General features: G+C 70.6%; 16 protein-coding genes and 1 pseudogene. 9 read left to right on the plus strand and 8 right to left on the minus strand.

Features of this window, described 5'->3' with window-relative positions:
- Positions 1-12 precede the first annotated feature (12 nt).
- From RH94_RS38950 to RH94_RS22325, 4 genes are all read right to left on the minus strand, one after another.
- Positions 13-812, minus strand: a protein-coding gene (locus RH94_RS38950; protein WP_199880877.1) for an IS5 family transposase whose coding sequence is annotated in 2 segments (ribosomal slippage) — positions 13-473 and positions 473-812 — 801 coding nt in all. Because the reading frame shifts where the segments join, the coding sequence is not laid out codon by codon here.
- Between the two features lie 255 nt (positions 813-1,067).
- On the minus strand, positions 1,068-1,277 hold the full coding sequence (locus tag RH94_RS22315) for a hypothetical protein (RefSeq protein WP_234425958.1): 210 nt from the start codon (positions 1,275-1,277) through the stop codon (positions 1,068-1,070).
- 380 nt (positions 1,278-1,657) lie between these two features.
- Complete coding sequence (locus RH94_RS22320; protein ID WP_143204054.1) at positions 1,658-2,065, minus strand: hypothetical protein; 408 nt, start codon at positions 2,063-2,065, stop codon at positions 1,658-1,660.
- A gap of 49 nt (positions 2,066-2,114) precedes the next feature.
- Complete coding sequence (locus tag RH94_RS22325) at positions 2,115-3,335, minus strand: amidase domain-containing protein (protein WP_073949301.1); 1,221 nt, start codon at positions 3,333-3,335, stop codon at positions 2,115-2,117.
- 870 nt (positions 3,336-4,205) lie between these two features.
- Between RH94_RS22325 and RH94_RS44210 the strand changes: the two genes are divergently transcribed.
- Together RH94_RS44210 and RH94_RS22335 are read left to right on the plus strand one after the other, a co-directional pair.
- Entirely contained in the window at positions 4,206-4,697 is a 492-nt protein-coding gene (locus RH94_RS44210; RefSeq protein ID WP_234425959.1) for a site-specific integrase, read from the plus strand.
- A 250-nt stretch (positions 4,698-4,947) separates the two neighbouring features.
- Complete coding sequence (locus RH94_RS22335; protein ID WP_073949305.1) at positions 4,948-5,556, plus strand: superoxide dismutase; 609 nt, start codon at positions 4,948-4,950, stop codon at positions 5,554-5,556.
- A 179-nt stretch (positions 5,557-5,735) separates the two neighbouring features.
- On the opposite strand, the gene RH94_RS39840 is transcribed toward RH94_RS22335, so the two are convergent.
- Positions 5,736-6,503: a ZIP family metal transporter gene (locus RH94_RS39840; protein WP_107428796.1), complete on the minus strand. Its 768-nt coding sequence runs from the start codon at positions 6,501-6,503 to the stop codon at positions 5,736-5,738.
- A gap of 212 nt (positions 6,504-6,715) precedes the next feature.
- Between RH94_RS39840 and RH94_RS22345 the strand changes: the two genes are divergently transcribed.
- From RH94_RS22345 to RH94_RS22370, 6 genes and pseudogenes are all read left to right on the plus strand, one after another.
- Positions 6,716-7,123 carry a hypothetical protein gene (locus tag RH94_RS22345; protein ID WP_073949307.1) on the plus strand — a complete coding sequence of 136 codons (408 nt, stop codon included), beginning with the start codon at positions 6,716-6,718 and terminating at the stop codon, positions 7,121-7,123.
- Positions 7,124-7,153: 30 nt separating this feature from the next.
- Positions 7,154-7,333 (plus strand): annotated as a pseudogene (locus RH94_RS22350) (superoxide dismutase); the annotation flags it as partial.
- 18 nt (positions 7,334-7,351) lie between these two features.
- Positions 7,352-7,537, plus strand: coding sequence for a copper chaperone PCu(A)C (locus RH94_RS22355; RefSeq protein WP_079189145.1), 186 nt, complete (start codon positions 7,352-7,354; stop codon positions 7,535-7,537).
- Between the two features lie 278 nt (positions 7,538-7,815).
- Positions 7,816-8,451 (plus strand): ABC transporter ATP-binding protein, encoded by a 636-nt coding sequence (locus RH94_RS22360; RefSeq protein ID WP_073949309.1) that lies wholly within the window; start codon positions 7,816-7,818, stop codon positions 8,449-8,451.
- Entirely contained in the window at positions 8,448-9,326 is an 879-nt protein-coding gene (locus RH94_RS22365; protein WP_073949311.1) for a metal ABC transporter permease, read from the plus strand. Before RH94_RS22360 ends, RH94_RS22365 begins: the two co-directional genes overlap by 4 nt.
- On the plus strand, positions 9,275-10,105 hold the full coding sequence (locus RH94_RS22370; protein WP_073949313.1) for a metal ABC transporter solute-binding protein, Zn/Mn family: 831 nt from the start codon (positions 9,275-9,277) through the stop codon (positions 10,103-10,105). The genes RH94_RS22365 and RH94_RS22370 overlap by 52 nt, the downstream gene beginning before the upstream one ends.
- Positions 10,106-10,210: 105 nt before the next feature.
- Here RH94_RS22370 and RH94_RS22375 read toward each other — a convergent pair whose 3' ends face one another.
- A complete protein-coding gene (locus RH94_RS22375) occupies positions 10,211-11,881 on the minus strand; it encodes a class I adenylate-forming enzyme family protein (RefSeq protein ID WP_073949315.1) in 1,671 nt (556 codons plus the stop codon).
- Positions 11,878-13,614, minus strand: a complete 1,737-nt coding sequence (locus RH94_RS22380; protein WP_073949317.1) for a CoA transferase — start codon at positions 13,612-13,614, stop codon at positions 11,878-11,880. Before RH94_RS22380 ends, RH94_RS22375 begins: the two co-directional genes overlap by 4 nt.
- A 125-nt stretch (positions 13,615-13,739) precedes the next feature.
- On the opposite strand from RH94_RS22380, the gene RH94_RS22385 reads away from it, so the two are divergent.
- Positions 13,740-14,912, plus strand: a complete 1,173-nt coding sequence (locus tag RH94_RS22385) for an acyl-CoA dehydrogenase family protein (RefSeq protein ID WP_073949320.1) — start codon at positions 13,740-13,742, stop codon at positions 14,910-14,912.
- Here the strand turns inward: RH94_RS22385 and RH94_RS22390 are convergent.
- On the minus strand, positions 14,909-15,640 hold a 732-nt coding region (locus tag RH94_RS22390; protein WP_234425960.1), incomplete at its 5' end, for a sugar ABC transporter permease. The genes RH94_RS22385 and RH94_RS22390 overlap by 4 nt on opposite strands.

Here is a 15,640-nt window from a genome sequence, read left to right on the forward strand (position 1 = left end):
TTAGAAGGCATCTCATTTGGCGAGTCTGCGGTAGCAGATGAGGGTGCAGGCGATGCTGGTGAAGGCCAGGAAGTGCTCTGCCTTGCGCTCGTAGCGGCGGTGCAGACGGCGGCAGCCGGCGAGCCAGGACATGGTGCGCTCGATGGTCCAGCGGTGCCGCCCGAGCCGCTGCGAGGTCTCGACGCCCTTGCGGGCGATGCGGTGCCGGATGCCCCGCCGGGACAGCCATTTCCGCAGGTGCGCGTAGTCGTATCCCTTGTCGGCATGGAGCTTGCCGGGCCTGCGCCGGCGGGGGCCTCGGCGGGACCGGATCGGCGGTATGCCCTTCACCAGCGGCATCAGGGCCTGGCTGTCGTGGACGTTGGCACCGGAGATTCCGACGGACAGGGGCAGACCGGTCCGCTCGGTGATCAAGTGGATCTTCGACCCGTACTTGCCTCGGTCGACAGGATTCGGGCCTGTCAGGTCCCCCTTTTCATCGCCCGCATGTTCACCGAGTCGATCGCGCACCTCGACCAGTCCAGCTCGCCGCGGGAGCCGAGTTCATCCAGGACCAGGCGGTGCAGCTTGGCCCACACCCGGGCCTTGGTCCACTCGGTGAACCGGCGGTGCGCCGTCGCGCCGGACGGCCCGAACGATGCGGCCGGCAGCTGCTGCCACGTGCAGCCCGACGTCGCCACGAACACGATCGCGGCCAGCACCTCGCGGTCACCGTGCCGCCGCCGGCCACCGCCCTGAGGCCGCGTCGGCGCCTCCGGCACCACGCGCTGGAACAGCTCCCACAACTCATCCGGCACCAGCCGCTCAACGATCCCCACCACGGCCGACAGCCTACCCAGCCAAATGAGATGACCTCTTAGGAGTTTTCCCGGAGTAAGTCTGTGACCTGCGGAGACGTGGGCCACAGGGCGTCTGACCAGGGGACGGACTCCTCCGCGGTTCTCACGTGTTCACGGTGCTTCCCGTCCTCGTGTGTGCTGAATACGTGCCGGTGAGTGTGCTGTCCGGCGAAGGCCACGGGGTGATTGGGGCCCAGCGAGCCGCCGGAGTGAGGTACGGGCGTCCCGTCAGACCTTCTCGACTCGCACGGAGTGGCCCGCGAGGAGTTGGTTCATGTCGTCGGTGTCGGAGGTGAAGACGGTTGCCTGGGCTCCCTGTGCGGCTTCCCGCCCGGCCACGGCCGCCAGGACGGCGTCGATGGCGTACTTGTGCCCGTGCAGGCCGGCTGCCTTCAGCATGTCGCGCGCCATGGCGGTCACCTGGTCGTCCGTGTGCACGATGCGGATGTGCCGACATCTTCGAGGCTGGTTCCGCCGACTCACCCATGGTGTGTTCGGTCGGTGACGTGCACGATGCGCACCTGCGCCTGGCGGGTGCCTTCGCTTGGCTGCCTCTTGCGGTCTGCGGTGACCGAAGCGCGAACAGCCCGGCGAAGAAGGCAAGCGTGGGCACGCGATCCTGCGTGGCTGACCACTCCGTGGGCGTCGGCCGAGACGACGGGCCTGGGGGCCAGGCGATGGTGTGTACGCAGAAAGCGTCTTCCTGCTGGAACGGCAGAAGCCTTGGACAAGCCCGGCCGCCCCAGGTCAGGAGGTACATTCGCTGTCTTGTCCAAGACCGGACACCGCTCAGGCGAAACGGCCGGGCTCTGATGCGCTCACCCGGGCGGTTCGGTCCCCGCCGCGTCGGGTGGGGTCGGTACGACACCCGGGAGCGGGCTCATCACCCACCGCGCCTTCTCCCAGGTGATGGTCTCGGTGACGTGGACGGGTCGGCGCTCGGCACCTGCGGTGCCGGACACATCCACGTTCCATACGCCCTCGAAGTCAGAGGTGCGCGTCCACCGGACGTCCCAGTCCTGTCCGCCGTACGCCTTGATCCGGGCGCGGGCGTCCTTGGAGCCCTGGGGATGGGCGTCGAGCAGCCCGGCCAGCCCGTCCTCGTCCGAGCGGTTGAGGAACCGTACGTAGTCGTGCAGGAAACGGTCCTGGTCCGTCAGGTCGGGCTTCGCGGACGCGGAGCCGTCCCCGCCGCCGCACGCGGTGAGCGCTACCGCGCAGAGCACCGCCATGAGCAGCCCGGCGCGACGTCGCCACGAGCGATGTCCGCTTCCGTCAGGTGCGGAAGGCGTAGTAGGTCGCGCGCGGGTACTGCGCCACAAGGCTCTTCACCGACTTCCGGTAGGTGTTGGTCGAGTGGTAGGTGAGGTAGGGCACTCCGTTGCTCCTGTACGTGGTGATCATGGAGTGGTCCTTGGACCTGTTGCCGTTGAAGTCCATCTGGAGGATGTCCCCGATCCCCAGCTTGTACACGTTGTCCAAGTTGTAGGCACGGTTGCTGTGCAGGGCGAAGGACGCCCAGTAGTTGACGTTGATCCAGGACGTCGTCTGGTTCGAGGAGTTGTACCACCAGTTCTTGTAGCTCTTGTACCAACCTGTGTCGTTCTTCCAGCCGCCGGCCCGCAGCGCCTGACTGATGAAGTTCGTGCAGTCGCCCCCGACGTCGTTGAACTTGCGGTAGTCGGGGTTGTATTTCTTCCAGTACTTCTCCGCGTACTTTGCCATGGCGGTGTAGTTGTAGCTCGCGCTGACCTTGGCCTGGGCCTGGACGGTGGGCTGGGTGGTGCCCGCCTGGCTCTCCAGGGGCACGGGGCCGTCGGTTTCGGGCTCGCCGCCCTCGTCGATCGGTTCCTCAGCCATGCCGGTGAACGTGGGCCCGCTGTCCCCGGCGGTGTCCACCACCGAGTTGACCGCGGCCGGCCCTCCCTCGTCGAGAGGCGTGAATCCGGTCAGCTCCCACGTGCCGTCCGGCGCGGCGACGAAGGTCAGCTCGTGCCTGGCCTGAAAGCCGGTGGTCGGCGGTTCGTCTCCCTGGATCTTCTTGTACGTGAGCATCGTCGTCTCGGTGACCTTGGCAGTCGCCCGGTCGCCGGTCACCCGCACCTCGTCCACGTCGACCTCGGTCTCGGCCGCCGTGTACGCCTCGTCCAGGTCGGCGAGCCGCGCCCTGCGGTCACGCAGTATCTCGGTCGCCGTGTCCTCCGTGCGGGCCAGACTGCTGGTGACGTGCACGTCGCCCTTCAGCGGCAACACCGCGCCGGCACGGCGGGTGGCCTGAGGTCCGTCCAGGAGCGCGGAGGTCCGTCTGGTCAGTACGGCATCCGCGAGGACGGCGAAGTCATCGGTGGTCTCGGCATCCACGGTGCGGGCCGCCTCCGCCGTGGCCTGGGCGGCTGCGCTGTCCGTGGCATGAGCGGTCGCGGCGGGCGGCAGTGCGGCCAGCAGCGTCGCGCCCAGGGTCAGCGCCGTGGCACGTCTGTAGCTTCCGTTCCTCATGAGTTTCCCCCAACTCTGGCCTTTATCAGGCCGGTTGAAGGCATCCTGTCACCTCCAGTCACGTGCGGCGAGGTCTTTTCGTACACGCGTTCCTGGATGTCCGGGTTCCGTTTCGGGCTCCGGGACCCTTCCGGAGCGCCAGGTGATCAGAGTGGCGTCGAGGTTCAGGGACGAGGCCGGGCAGCACGTGCCCCGCGGCCAGGTCAGCGGGTATGCCCTCACCGGTCTCGGCGGCTGCAGCCAGGCGCCCCCCCCCAGCCGCAGCGCGGGGCGAGTGCACAGAAGCCATTGTCCGCTCGTCAACGTCGGCGAGCAGCCGCCAGGCAATCGGTGTCGAGGCGATCGAGCCGAACGCTTTGGCCTGGTCCAGCACGGCCCGGTCTGCAATGGCCTCGCCGCCGGCGGCGAGCATCACCGCCAGGTCGGTGGCGATCTGTCCCGGACCATGTCCGGTCCCGCAAGGCCGCAGTGGCCTGAGAACGGTGGAGGTACGCGGAGGTCAGCCTCGTGGCCTCGATGAGATCCGCCGGCAACCGTGCCCGCCCAGGTGTGACCGATCGCCCCGAACCACCGGAACTGACCCGGAACTTGGTGTTCAACCCGCCGCCGCCCTGTTGGTCGGGTGAGTCCGGCACGGCGGTGCCTGCCGGTTGGGGTGTTCTGTCCACGGAGGTTGGTGACGGAGGTCTCGGCTGAGGGATCTTGAAATGGGTGAGGGCCTTCTGGCTCGGTGTGGATTGCGACATCTACGCCCAGCAGCAGAAAGGCCCTCGTGCCCCACCGTAATGCCCCCTGACCGAGACCGGCCGTCTGCGGCTGGCCTGCTGCGCGGTCAAAGTTCGTCGTCTGACGGTCAACCCGGTTGTCGGCGTGCCCCTGCCGAAGGCGATGCCGGCTGACCACGTGTACCTCGACGACATGCAGGTCGACGCGCTGGCCAACGCGTCAGGCGTCTATCGGGCGTTCATCCTGCTGCTGCCCTACACCGGCCTGCGTTGGGGCGAGGCTTCCGTGCTGAAGGTGGGGCGCGTCGACCTCGATGCCTGCCGTGCGCACATCGTCGAGGCGTACGCCGAGGACAACGGCAAGCTCTACCTCGACCCTGCGACACCCGCTTTAGGAGTTTTCCCTGGGCAGGCTCCTGACCTGGGTGAACGCGGGCTGAGCACGCCTGAGCTGGGAAAACAGTCCTCCGTAGTTCTCGGGTGTTCGCGGGGTTTCCCGGCCTCATGTGTGCCGAATCCGTTCTGCAGGAGGGGTTGCTCAACCGGGGCTTCACATGTCTGCCCGGCGCAGCGGGCGGTCGGCGTCGGCGATGTCCTCCAGCTCCACGACAGGCCCAGCCACCTTGAGCAGACGTGATCGGGCTGTGTCCCCAGTCGCACACGCCACCGCATGGAAACGGGGTCGGCCGAACCGGCGGACGCCGGGTGAGAAGACGATCACTCCCCGGGAAGGACGCTCCGGACAAAGGGCGCTCGGACACCGAAGACTGACGGGCCGACCCCGTCATGCATCATGTTGATGCACTCGAGTAGCTGTTGCAAGTCATGTGCAATAGAGGCTTAGGGTGTCCCCGGACGATCACCCACGTGGAAAGGGGACATGCCTGATGGGCACCTATGCGCTTCCCGACCTGCCGTACGACTACGCCGCGCTGGAGCCGGCCATCACCGGGCAGATTCTGGAGTTGCACCACGCCAAGCACCACGCCGCCTACGTCAAGGGCGCCAACGACACGCTGGAGCAGCTTGCCGAGGCCCGCGACAAGGACCGGATCACGCCCACCGGACTGGTCGGGCTGGAGAAGACCTTCGCCTTCAACCTCTCCGGCCACGTCCTGCACTCGATCTTCTGGCAGAACCTCTCCCCGGACGGCGGCGACCGCCCCGACGGCGTGCTGGCGGACGCCATCGACGAGCACCTCGGCGGGTTCGAGGCGTTCAAGAAGCAGCTCACCGTGGCGACCAGCAGCGTGCAGGGCTCCGGCTGGGGCGTGCTCGCCTGGGAACCCCTCGGTAAGCGCCTGATCGTGGAGCAGGTCTACGACCACCACGGCAACGTCGGCCAGGGCACCACCCCGCTGCTGGTCTTCGACGCCTGGGAGCACGCCTACTACCTGCAGTACAAGAACGTCCGTCCCGACTACGTCACCAAGCTGTGGGACCTCGTCAACTGGGAGGACGTGGCTGCCCGCTACGCCGAGGCAGTCGGCGCCTGACCGGCGTCACTGCCCCATCAAGGGCGGGCCGGGAAGCCGCAACGCTTCCCGGCCCGCCGCGCGTCGTACATCTCAGCTTCGCTTTTTACTTCCAGGGCAAACCGCCCCTGGAAGTAAAAAGCGAAGCTGAGACTGCTGATGACCGCGACGCTCCACATGGCGCGCGTAACGGGTCACCTTCAGCGGCTGGCGGCGCCGGCAAGGACGACGAACGCGGTGAGGAGGGCCGCGAGAGTCATCGCCATCGCTGTCGGCACTCCGAGGAATCGCCGCTCCTCAGGGCGTTGCTGATGGGCGAGCCTGAGGGCTACCCACGCTCCCTGCGCGAGCACCCCGGCGACGAATGCCAGCAGCAGCGGCATGAGGCCGTTCGGGATGGGCAGCGCACTCGCCACGAAGGCGCCCGCGGCCGGACTCAGGCAGGCCAGCCCGACCCACGGGGCCACCCGCCGACGCGGTTGCGCCCCCAGCAGGGCGGCCAGCGCCAGGCCCTCGCTCGCAGCATGCACCAGCAGCGCCGCCACCACGACGAACGAGGCGGTCAGGGCCAGAGTCGCCCCCTCCAGGAACCGGTGCAGGGCGAGTCCGGATGCCGCGCCGATGCCACCGGCACGGCCCGGCTCGCACGGGCAGCCGATACGGACCACGGCGCCCATGACCGCGTATGAGGCGAGCGCGGTGACCGGCACCGCCCACAGCGGCACACCGGCCTCGTGCGCCTCCTCCCACGCGTCGGGCAGAAGATCGAGAACAGCGATGATCAGCAGAATCCCGGAAGCGGCGGCGAGCAGCATGGTCGAACGGCCGGACCCGCGCCGCGCCAGCCAGGCACCCGCCACCGTGGCGACGGCGACCAGGATCACGGCGACCAGCGTTTCGGTCGTGGGCAGCTGCCACCCGTTCCCGTTGTCGGTGTGTGCGCCTACGACGTACAGCACGGAGAGCATGTTCCATCCCTGCATGGGTGGCCGCGCATGCGTGCGCGGCGCGGGCGTACGCCTCCGTAATTCACTATTCCACCCCGCCGCCAGTACGCCATCCGGCCCGCGGACGCCATCGCTGACCTGCACAAACACCCTGTCGTTCCAGCGGGCGTGGTCCACGGTGCGGGACTAGCGTGGAAGGAGGACAACCCGCTCGATCGAGGAGGGGAGGGGCCATGCTCCAAACCCGCGAACTCTTCGACACCATGACCGCCAAACCCTGGCTCAGCAACGAGGTCCTGGCCGAGGCCGTGGATGCCTTGCAGGACTGCGAGGAGGCCGTCGCCGCGTGTGCGATGGGCATGATCGCTGAAGAGGACGCCCGGCAACTCGCTCCCGCCGTCAGCCGGGACATGGACTGTGTGGACATCGTGGAGGCAACCCGGCGCGTACTCACCCGCGGCAGTGGGCCGGACGCCGGTCTCCTCACCGTGCAGCTCGAAGCCTGCCTGCTGGCCTGCGAACGCAGCAACGAGCTGTGCGGCCAGTACGCTGCCCACCACGCCCACTGTCGGATGTGCTCGGAAGCGACGGCCCGCTGCGCTGCCACGTGTCGGCAGGTTCTCGGCGCACTCCGCACCTGACCGTTGACGCCCACCCTGCGGATCCCGCCCAACGACACGCTGGAGCAGCTTGCCGAGGCCCGCGACAAGGACCGGATCACGCCCACCGGACTGGTCGGGCTGGAGAAGACCTTCGCCTTCAACCTCTCCGGCCACGTCCTGCACTCGATCTTCTGGCAGAACCTCTCCCCGGACGACGGCGACCGCCCCGACGGCGCGCTGGCGGACGCCAGCGGAAACAGCGGGTACATGCGCGCGGTGGACTCCGTCACGATCCGCGCGGGCGCCACGCTCGCGATGTCACCCCAGGGGCTGGACGTGATGGTGACGGCGCGCGAGTGGCGTGCCGGGGACCTCGTCCCGTTCGAGCTGCACTTCCGGCACAGCGGACGGGTCGAGACCTTGGCGGTCGTCGTCCGCCCCGGCACCGGCTGAGACCGCTGCCGGGCCGCGGCACGACTACGACCGTACGGCTGCCAGAGCCGCTCGCGGGTGCCGCCCACCCCGGGGCGCCGCCGGCCCGCAGGCGTCGGCTGCCCGGCCGGTCGCCTCGGCGCGGATCCGACAGGGCTCGTGGTGCCGTGCGTGCCGGGCGCACAGGCCGTGGCTCGAAGACGTGGCGCGTTCGCCTGTTCGCACATTCTCGTGTTCGCCGGGAACTCGTCGTTCCCCCGCTCCGACTCCTCTCGGAGAGAGGACAGGCAGGAGGTGGGATGAACGGTCTGGATGTGCGGATGCGCCAGGTCGGCTGTCGGCATGGTCGTGTCGAGGCCGTGCGCGATGTGGATCTCGACATCGGGGCGGGCGAACGGGTGGCGCTGACCGGCACCAACGGCTCGGGCAAGACCACGCTGATACGTGCCGTGCTGGGCCTGCACCGTCAGGCGGACGGGCAGATCCTGGTCGCCGGCCGGGGCACCGGCACCGCGGCCGAGTGGGCGTGGCGGCGCCGGGCGTGCGCCTGGATTCCGCAGAAGCCCGCGGTGGGCCGCTTCCCGCTGCTGGCGGGCGAGTTGCTGGCCAGCAGCGGGGCGTGGGCCGAAGCGGCGGAGGCGGCGGAGAAGCTGGGCGTCGGGGCGCTGACCGGCCGGCCGCTGCACACGCTGTCCGGGGGCCAGCTACAACGCATGTATCTGGCCCGCGCGGTCGGCTGTGTCGCGGCCGGAGCAGGGGTGTTGCTGGCCGACGAGCCCACCGCCGCCCTCGACTTCGCCGGGCAGGAGGAGGCGGCCGACGTGCTGTTGTCCCTGCCGGTGACCGTCATGGTCGTCACCCACGACCGGGCGCTCGCCGACCGCTGCGACCGGGTGCTGGAGATGGCCGCCGGCCGGCTCAGGGAGGTCCGGTGAACAGCCTTGCCGCCGCCGACCTCGGCCAGCTGCTCCAGCTCGTACCCGTCCAACGGGCCGGCACCGCACTGCTGCTGGCTGCCGTCGGACTCCCGGTGATCGGTGTCGTGATCGTCGGGCTCGACATCATGCCGGTGCGGTTCGCGATGATGCACGTCGCACTCCTGGGCATCGCGGTCGGACTGCTGACCGGGCTCGACCCCATGCTGTGCGCACTGGTCGCCTGCGCTCTCGCGGGCGCCGGGGTCGCACCGCTCGCCCGCACCCCGGACGGACTGTCGGGCGCGATGGGCCTGCTGATGAGCCTGGCGATCGCCGCCGCGCTGCTGGTCCTGGCCGTGTCCGGAGTCAACGCGCAGGGCGCGTTCGCACTGCTGTGGGGCTCAATCCTGTCGGTGGGCACATCCGACCTGTGGCTGCTCGGTGCGCTCGCCGTCGTCGTACCCGGCCTGTTCTGGTGGCGCCGCCGCGACCTCGCACTCCTGCTGTACGACCGTGAACTCGCCCTTTCCTCCGGGGTGCGCGTCAACCGGCTCACCCTCCTGCTGCTCGTCCTCGTCGCGGTGTCCGTCGCCGGCGCCCTCAAACTCACCGGCGCGCTGCTGGTCGACGCGCTGACCCTGCTGCCCGCGCTCGCCGCCCGGCGGCTGGGCACCTCCCTGAAGTCCATCACCGCCTGGGCGGTCGGCATCGGTGTCGCCGTGAACCTCACCGGGTTCCTCGTCGCGCTGAAGCTCGACTGGCCGCCAGGACCCGTGCTCGTCCTGACGGCCGGGGCCCTGGTCCTGGTCGTGCACCTCATCCCCGAACGGAGAATCAGCTCATGGCGCGCACCCGCGTCCGCATCGTCCGTGTCCCTTCCGTCGTCGCACTGAGCCTGGGCACCGTGCTCGCACTGACCGCCACCGCCTGCGGCTCCGACAAAGCCGACAAGGCCGGCAGCGGCGCCAAGGCCGCGAACAAGAACGACAGTGCCCCTGTCGTCGTGGCCACCACCACCTGGGAGGGCGCCCTCGCCAAGGCAGCCGGCGCCAAGGACGTGGAGGTCATCGTCCCGTCGTCCGCGCAGCACGCCCCGGACTACGATCCCAAGCCGTCCGACCTCGCGGCGGTGGCGGGCGCGGACTTCGTGCTGTACGCGCCCTTCGAGCCATACGCGAAGAAGATCAAGGAGGCAGCCGGGTCGAGCGCGAAACTGATCGAGGTCGATCTCGACAACGACGCCGCCAAGACGAGTGCCGAAGTCGTCCGGCTGGGCAAACTGTTCGGCACCCAGGACGCCGCCGCGAAGTGGGACACCACTTTCAAGAGCGAGTACGGGACGCTGCAGAAGGAGTTGAAGGCCGCGTGGCCGGGCGGCAAGGCGCCGGCAGTCGTCGCGCAGGTCTTCTCCGTCTGGTCGGCGAAGATGGCGGGCGCGGATCTACTTGGCACGTACGGCCCCCAGGCCGTGACCGCCAAGCAGCTGGCCGACCTGGCGGCGAAGAAGCCCGCTTTCGTCCTCGACAACGTCCACATGACGACGGGCAAGGTGCTGCCGGACTCCGGTGCGCGGCAGGTGGAGATCGTCAACTATCCGGGCAAGGACCTCGACCTGCTGGCGGTCTACAAGAACGCCGCAGAGACGATCAAGAAGGCGATGGCCTCTTCCTGAGTGCCCTCCTCAGGTGCCCTTCCTGAAGTGCGCCTCCTGCGGTGTTCGTCCTGACATGAGTGCGGGGGGCCGCCCGGAATCTCCGGGGCCCCCGCACCCGTATGGTCAGACGGCCTGTGCGAGGGACTGCGGCGGCTGCGCGGAGCAGCGCTCCCGTAGCAGCGCCCGGTCCGGTTTGCCCGCCGGAGTCAGCGGCAACTCCGGTAGGGCCAGCAGGTGTTCGGGGTGCTTGCGCTGCTCCAGGCCGCGCGCGTCCAGGTGTGCGCACAACTCCTCGAGCGTGGGCGCCTGTCCCCGCGGTACGACGCAGGCGGCGAGCCGCTCGCCCATCAGCGGATCGGGCACGCCGACGCACACCACGTCCCGTACGGACGGATGCGCCGCCAGCTCGACCTCCACCTCGGCCGGGCTGATGTTGGCCCCGCCCCGGATGACGACGTCCTTCAGACGACCGACGATCCGCAGACTCCCGTCCTCCTCGATGAGGCCGAGGTCGCCGGTGCGCACCCAGCCGTCGGCGGTGCGGTAACGGGCGTCGAGCTCGGGGGCGGCGACGTAGCACAGCGGGGTCATCGGGCCGCGGGCGACGATCTCACCGACGGCGCCGCGCGGCGCCTCCTCCAGTGCGGTTGTGCCGGGGACGGCGATGCGTATGTCGGCGACGTGCGGGTCCGGATGTCCGGCGAGGATGCCCGGCCCCTCCCCGTGCAGGGGCTTGCCGGACAGTCCGGTGTGGCAGTTGACGCCGTCGGCCGAGCCGTAGAGGTTCACGACCGGACAGCCGAAGACGCGCCGCGCCTCCTCGGCGGTGGCCTCGTCGAGTGGCGAGCCGCCGACGACGACCGCGGTCGGGGGAGTGAACGCCGGATGCTGATGCTGTCCCTCCGTGATCCGGTCCAGCATCATCCGGATCATGGTCGGTACGCCCAGGAGGTGGGTGGGCTCGTGCGCGGCGAGCGCGTCCAGGGCGGCCTCGGGTGTGAAGTGGTCGAGCAGGACCAGCGTTCCGCCGTGCCGGGCGAGGGTGACGGCCGTGCCGTTGCTGCCGAACGCGGAGGCCAGCGGTACGAGGAAGAGGCAGCGCGGCGGCTGTCCGTCCGGCATGAGCGAGGCGAGGAAGTTGCCGCGGCCGCCCGCCAGCGCGTTGTGCGAGTAGGCCACCATCTTCGGTTCGGCCTCGGAGCCGGACGAGACCAGGATGCGGGCAGCGGAGTCGGGGTCGGGGCGGACAGGGCTGAAGGACGTGGGGTCCGTGCGCAGCAGCGCGGAGAGGGCGACCGTGCCCTCCGGGGCGCCGGGCCCGGCGGCGATCACCGTGCGCAGGGCGGGGAGTTGGTCGGCGAGCGTGAGCAGATCCGCGGCGTGGTGGTTGCCGCGGTGCTCGGTGGCGGCGATCACAGCGACCGCCTCCGCTCTGCGCAGCAGCGAGGCGGCCTCCCGTCCGCCGCGGCCCACCGGGAAGGGCAGGGCGACGGCGCCCAGCGCGGCCAGGGCGAGGTCGGCGATGACGGCGTTGCGGGCATTGGGGAGTTGTATGCCGACCACGTCACCGGCGCGTATGCCGAGCCCGGACAGCCCGGCGGCCAGACATCGCGCCTTGCGGTCGAGCGCGGTGTAGCAGAGTTTCCCCTTGGCATCGATGACCGCGGTGCGGTGCGGGTCGGCGATCTGGCGGGATCGGTAGAGGCTGTAGAGGTCCAGGTCCGGGCAGGTGCCGTCGACCGCCCAGGCGCGGCGCAGCTCGGCGGGCAGCAGGTCGTGCAGGTCCACGGTCATGCGAAGCTCCAGGGGTCGGGGACGGCGGGGGCGCCGTACGCGTCGCGGACGATCGGGCCGGAGGAGAGGAGGGCGGCGAGGTCGGTGACGACCGGGACGGCGGACACACCGCGCTCGCGCAGCCGCTCCAGCGCCTCTCCGGTGAACAGTTCACGCACGTCGCAGAGGGGTGCGCAGTGGTCCGCGAGGGCGATCCAGCCGTCGGCGGTGCGCAGCGGACGGCGGAACCCGGCCGGCCGGCGCGGGTCGAGTCCCTGTGCGGCCCGGGCCCGGTGGGGTGCGGTGAGCACATCGGCGGCGCCGAGCAGCGACGAGTCGACCCGTACCCCGCGTCCGGTGCGCTCCCGCAGCAGCAGCCCCGCCAGGACAGCCTCGGCGCCGAGCAGGCCACCGAGCACGTCGAGCAGCGTCATCAGGGACGGAGCGGGCGGCTCGTCGGCGGGCCGCACGGCCTCGCCCACCCCGGTGCGGGCCTGCACCATGAAGTCGGTGCCCATGGGGGCGCTGGGCAGCCGGTCTGCCCAGCCGCTGGTGTAGGCGTAGACGAGCGCGGGGTTGGCGGCGGCCAGGTGCTCGTGGTTCAGGCCGAGTTGGGCGGCCTTGCCCGGTGCCCAGTTGTGCAGGAACACGTCCGCATCGGCGGCCATCTCGCGCAGCCGTTCCCGGTCGGCCGCGGACTTGATGTCCACCTCGACGGCCTTCTTGCCCCGGTTCAGCGCCAGCCAGCGCGCCGAGACGCCGGAGCAGGCCGGCGGCATCCCGCGCAACGGGTCGCCGCCCGGCGGCTCGATGCGGATCACCTCGGCGCCCAGCTGGCAAAGGAGGTGGGCGGCGAGCGGGGCCTGGATGCGCCGTCCGGCTTCGAGGACGGTGAATCCAGCGAGGGGTGGGCCGTCGGTGGCTCTGCCGGGGGTGTATGCCGCATCGTGCGGGGCCAGTGACCAGGGTGCCGCACCGTCGTACTCGGCCGCACGCTCGGCGAGCGACCGCAAGGGGCACACATCGGCGCCGGACACCTCGGCGGCGTACCGGATCCGCTCCCAGGAGCTCGCCCGCGTGGCCTCGTGCAGCGTCTGCGGGATGGGCGCGCAGGCGGTTGCGTACCGGAACTGGAAGGGCCGCCACCCGCGGCGTATCGATTCTTCGGCGGCGTCGAGGGCGCGCCAGAACGACGCCCACACTCCCGGGTCGAGTGTCTCCAGCTCGAAGACGACCCCGTCGGCCGACGTGAACGGCGGTCCGCCCGGAGCGAGTTCGGCGGCCTCGCCCTCCTCGGCCCCTGAGGCGGCCAGGTACTGGGACACCGCGAGCAGCCCGGCCCGCTCGGCACTCACCTCGACCTGCGCGACGCGACCGCCGCGCGCCCGGGCCAGCAGCCCGGCCAGCAGTCCCTGCACGGCGAGCACGCCGGTGGCGGTGGTGGCGTAGTCGACGGCGAGACCGCGCGGCCCGCCGTCGCGGCGGCCGTGCACGGCCATGATGCCGGTCGCCGCCTGGACGGTGGCCTCGTCGGTTGCGGCCTCGCCCCACGTGGTGCGGGCGCTGAAGCCGCCGATGTCGCCTCCGGTCAGGGCGAGTCGGCCGCCGGAGTTGCCGTCGGTCTCGGCGCCCAGCAGCCGCAGGTGCTCCGCGATGACAGAGTCCGCCGGCCCCGGCGGACCGGAGCGCTCCAGACAGAGGCCGTCGAGTGGTCCGGCCGTCCGCGCGGTGGCCGGTGTGGCTGGAGTTGCCATGCCCTTCCTTTCCTGACGCGCGGGAACCCGGGGACGGTCGCCCCCGACCTGTTCCACGGAAGAGGGAGTCGGACGGCCGGCGGCCGGGGTTCCCGCGGACTCTGAGGAAAGTGACGGAGACGCGCATGGACGTCATCACCGGAACGCCCCAATGTCCTGCAAATACAGTTGAGTTGAGAGATCACGTCGCGGAGTTCGTACGGGCGCGGGTGGTGCCCTGCGAGCCCGTGCTGGACGTCGGCGGTGCGGAGGCCACCGCCGTACTGCGCAGGCTCCAGGGTGAGGCGAAGGCCGAGGGGCTGTGGGCGCTGCCGCTTCCCACGGAGCTCGGAGGCCAGGGCCTGCCTTTGCGGTCGTACGCCCATGTCGCCGAGGCCGAAGGGGCAAGCGACCACGGACCGGCTGTCCTCGGCTCGGCCCCCCTGCTCGACGCGTTGATGCTGTGGAGACACGGCAGCCCCACCGTCCGTGCGCGGTACGCCGAACGCCTGGTCGCCGGCGAGATACGCGCCTGCTACGCGATGACCGAGCCCGAGGTGCCGGGTACCGACCCCTTTCTCACCACCACGCGTGCCGTACCCCGGGGCGGCGGAACCTGGCGGGTGAGCGGGCGCAAATGGTTCACCAGCGGGGCGGCCGACGCCGACCTCGTCACGGTCCTCGCCCGCACGGACGGCACACCGCCGGACCGCGAAGGGCTGTCGCTGCTCCTGGTGCCGACCCGCTCACCGGGCTTCCGTGTGGTGCGGGAGCTGCCAGTGCTCGGCGCGGGCGGGCAATGGGAGATCGAACTGGACGAGGTCGTCGTCGACGGCGACCACCTGATCGGCGAGCGCGGCAAGGCCCTCGACGTCGCGGGCGAGCGGCTCCAACTGGGCCGCACGCTGCGGTGCCTGCGCTGGCTCGGGCAGGCGGGGCGCGCCTTCGACCTGATGCGCTCGCACGCGACGACCCGTACCCGGTCCCGAGGTCCGCTCGCAGACCTCCAACTCGTCCAACGCCACGTCTTCGAGGCGCTCCTCGCCCTGCGTACGACCCGCCCGCTCGTGTACGAGGCCGTGGCCCGCCTGGACGCCGACCTCGACGCCCACGTGGAAGTGGGCCTTGCCAAGGTGGCCGCCGCCCGCACCCTCCAGCAGGTGGCCGACGCGGCGATCCAGATACATGGTGCTGCGGGCCTTGGCCCGGACACCGCGCTGCCCGCGCTGTTCCGCACCGGCAGGGCGGCTCGCATCCTCGACGGCCCGGACGAACTGCACATCACCTCGGTCGCGCGCCGGGTACTGCGTACCACCTAGGCTTCTTGCGGCTCGACCAGGCCGGTGAGCGCGGCCAGCGCGTAGGCGAGGAAGAAGTCGCCCCAGACCAATTCGTGGCGAGTCGCCGTACCGGAGCCGAGGTCGTAGCAGCCGCCCAGGAGACGGCCGTCGCCCGAGAGATGGGTGCGGACCAGTTCCTCCAGCACCCGGACGGCCCGTTCGCGGTGGCCGAGCTTGAGCAGGGCCACCGCGGCGATGGCGGCGGCGGAGGTGTCGAGGGGGCCTCCCGGGTGTGCCTCGTCCGCCAACGGAACGGCGTGCACGGAGGCCAAGTAGTCTGCTGTGTCCGCCAGATCAGCGGCGCGAAGACGGTGCACGGCGTCAGCCACAGCCAGCAGCAGCCAGGCCCGGCCCCTGCTCCAGCCGGGCGGAGGATCATCGCACGGGACCCAGCCCCCAGGCCGTTCGTACCGCCAGGACCAGCCGAAGGTGCCCTTACCGAGACAGAGTTCGAGGTGGTGGCGCAGATGCGTCTCGGCAGCCCGCGCATCCACCGTTGCCAGGAGCGGGACCATGCCCGGCACGCCGTCCACGCGGGCCAGGAGGCGGGGCCCGCCGAACGCCGAGCCCCACGGGACGAGGCCGAGTTCGGCGTCATACGCATTCCGGCAGGCGTGGGCGGCGCGATCCCGTAGCGCGGCGGACTCGGGAGTGTCGGCGAGAGCTGTCCCGTACCAGAGGATCAGTCCGCGCGTGGCCGTGTCGGC

The sequence above is a fragment of the Streptomyces kebangsaanensis genome (assembly GCF_001906585.1).
GTDB classification, from domain to species: domain Bacteria; phylum Actinomycetota; class Actinomycetes; order Streptomycetales; family Streptomycetaceae; genus Streptomyces; species Streptomyces kebangsaanensis.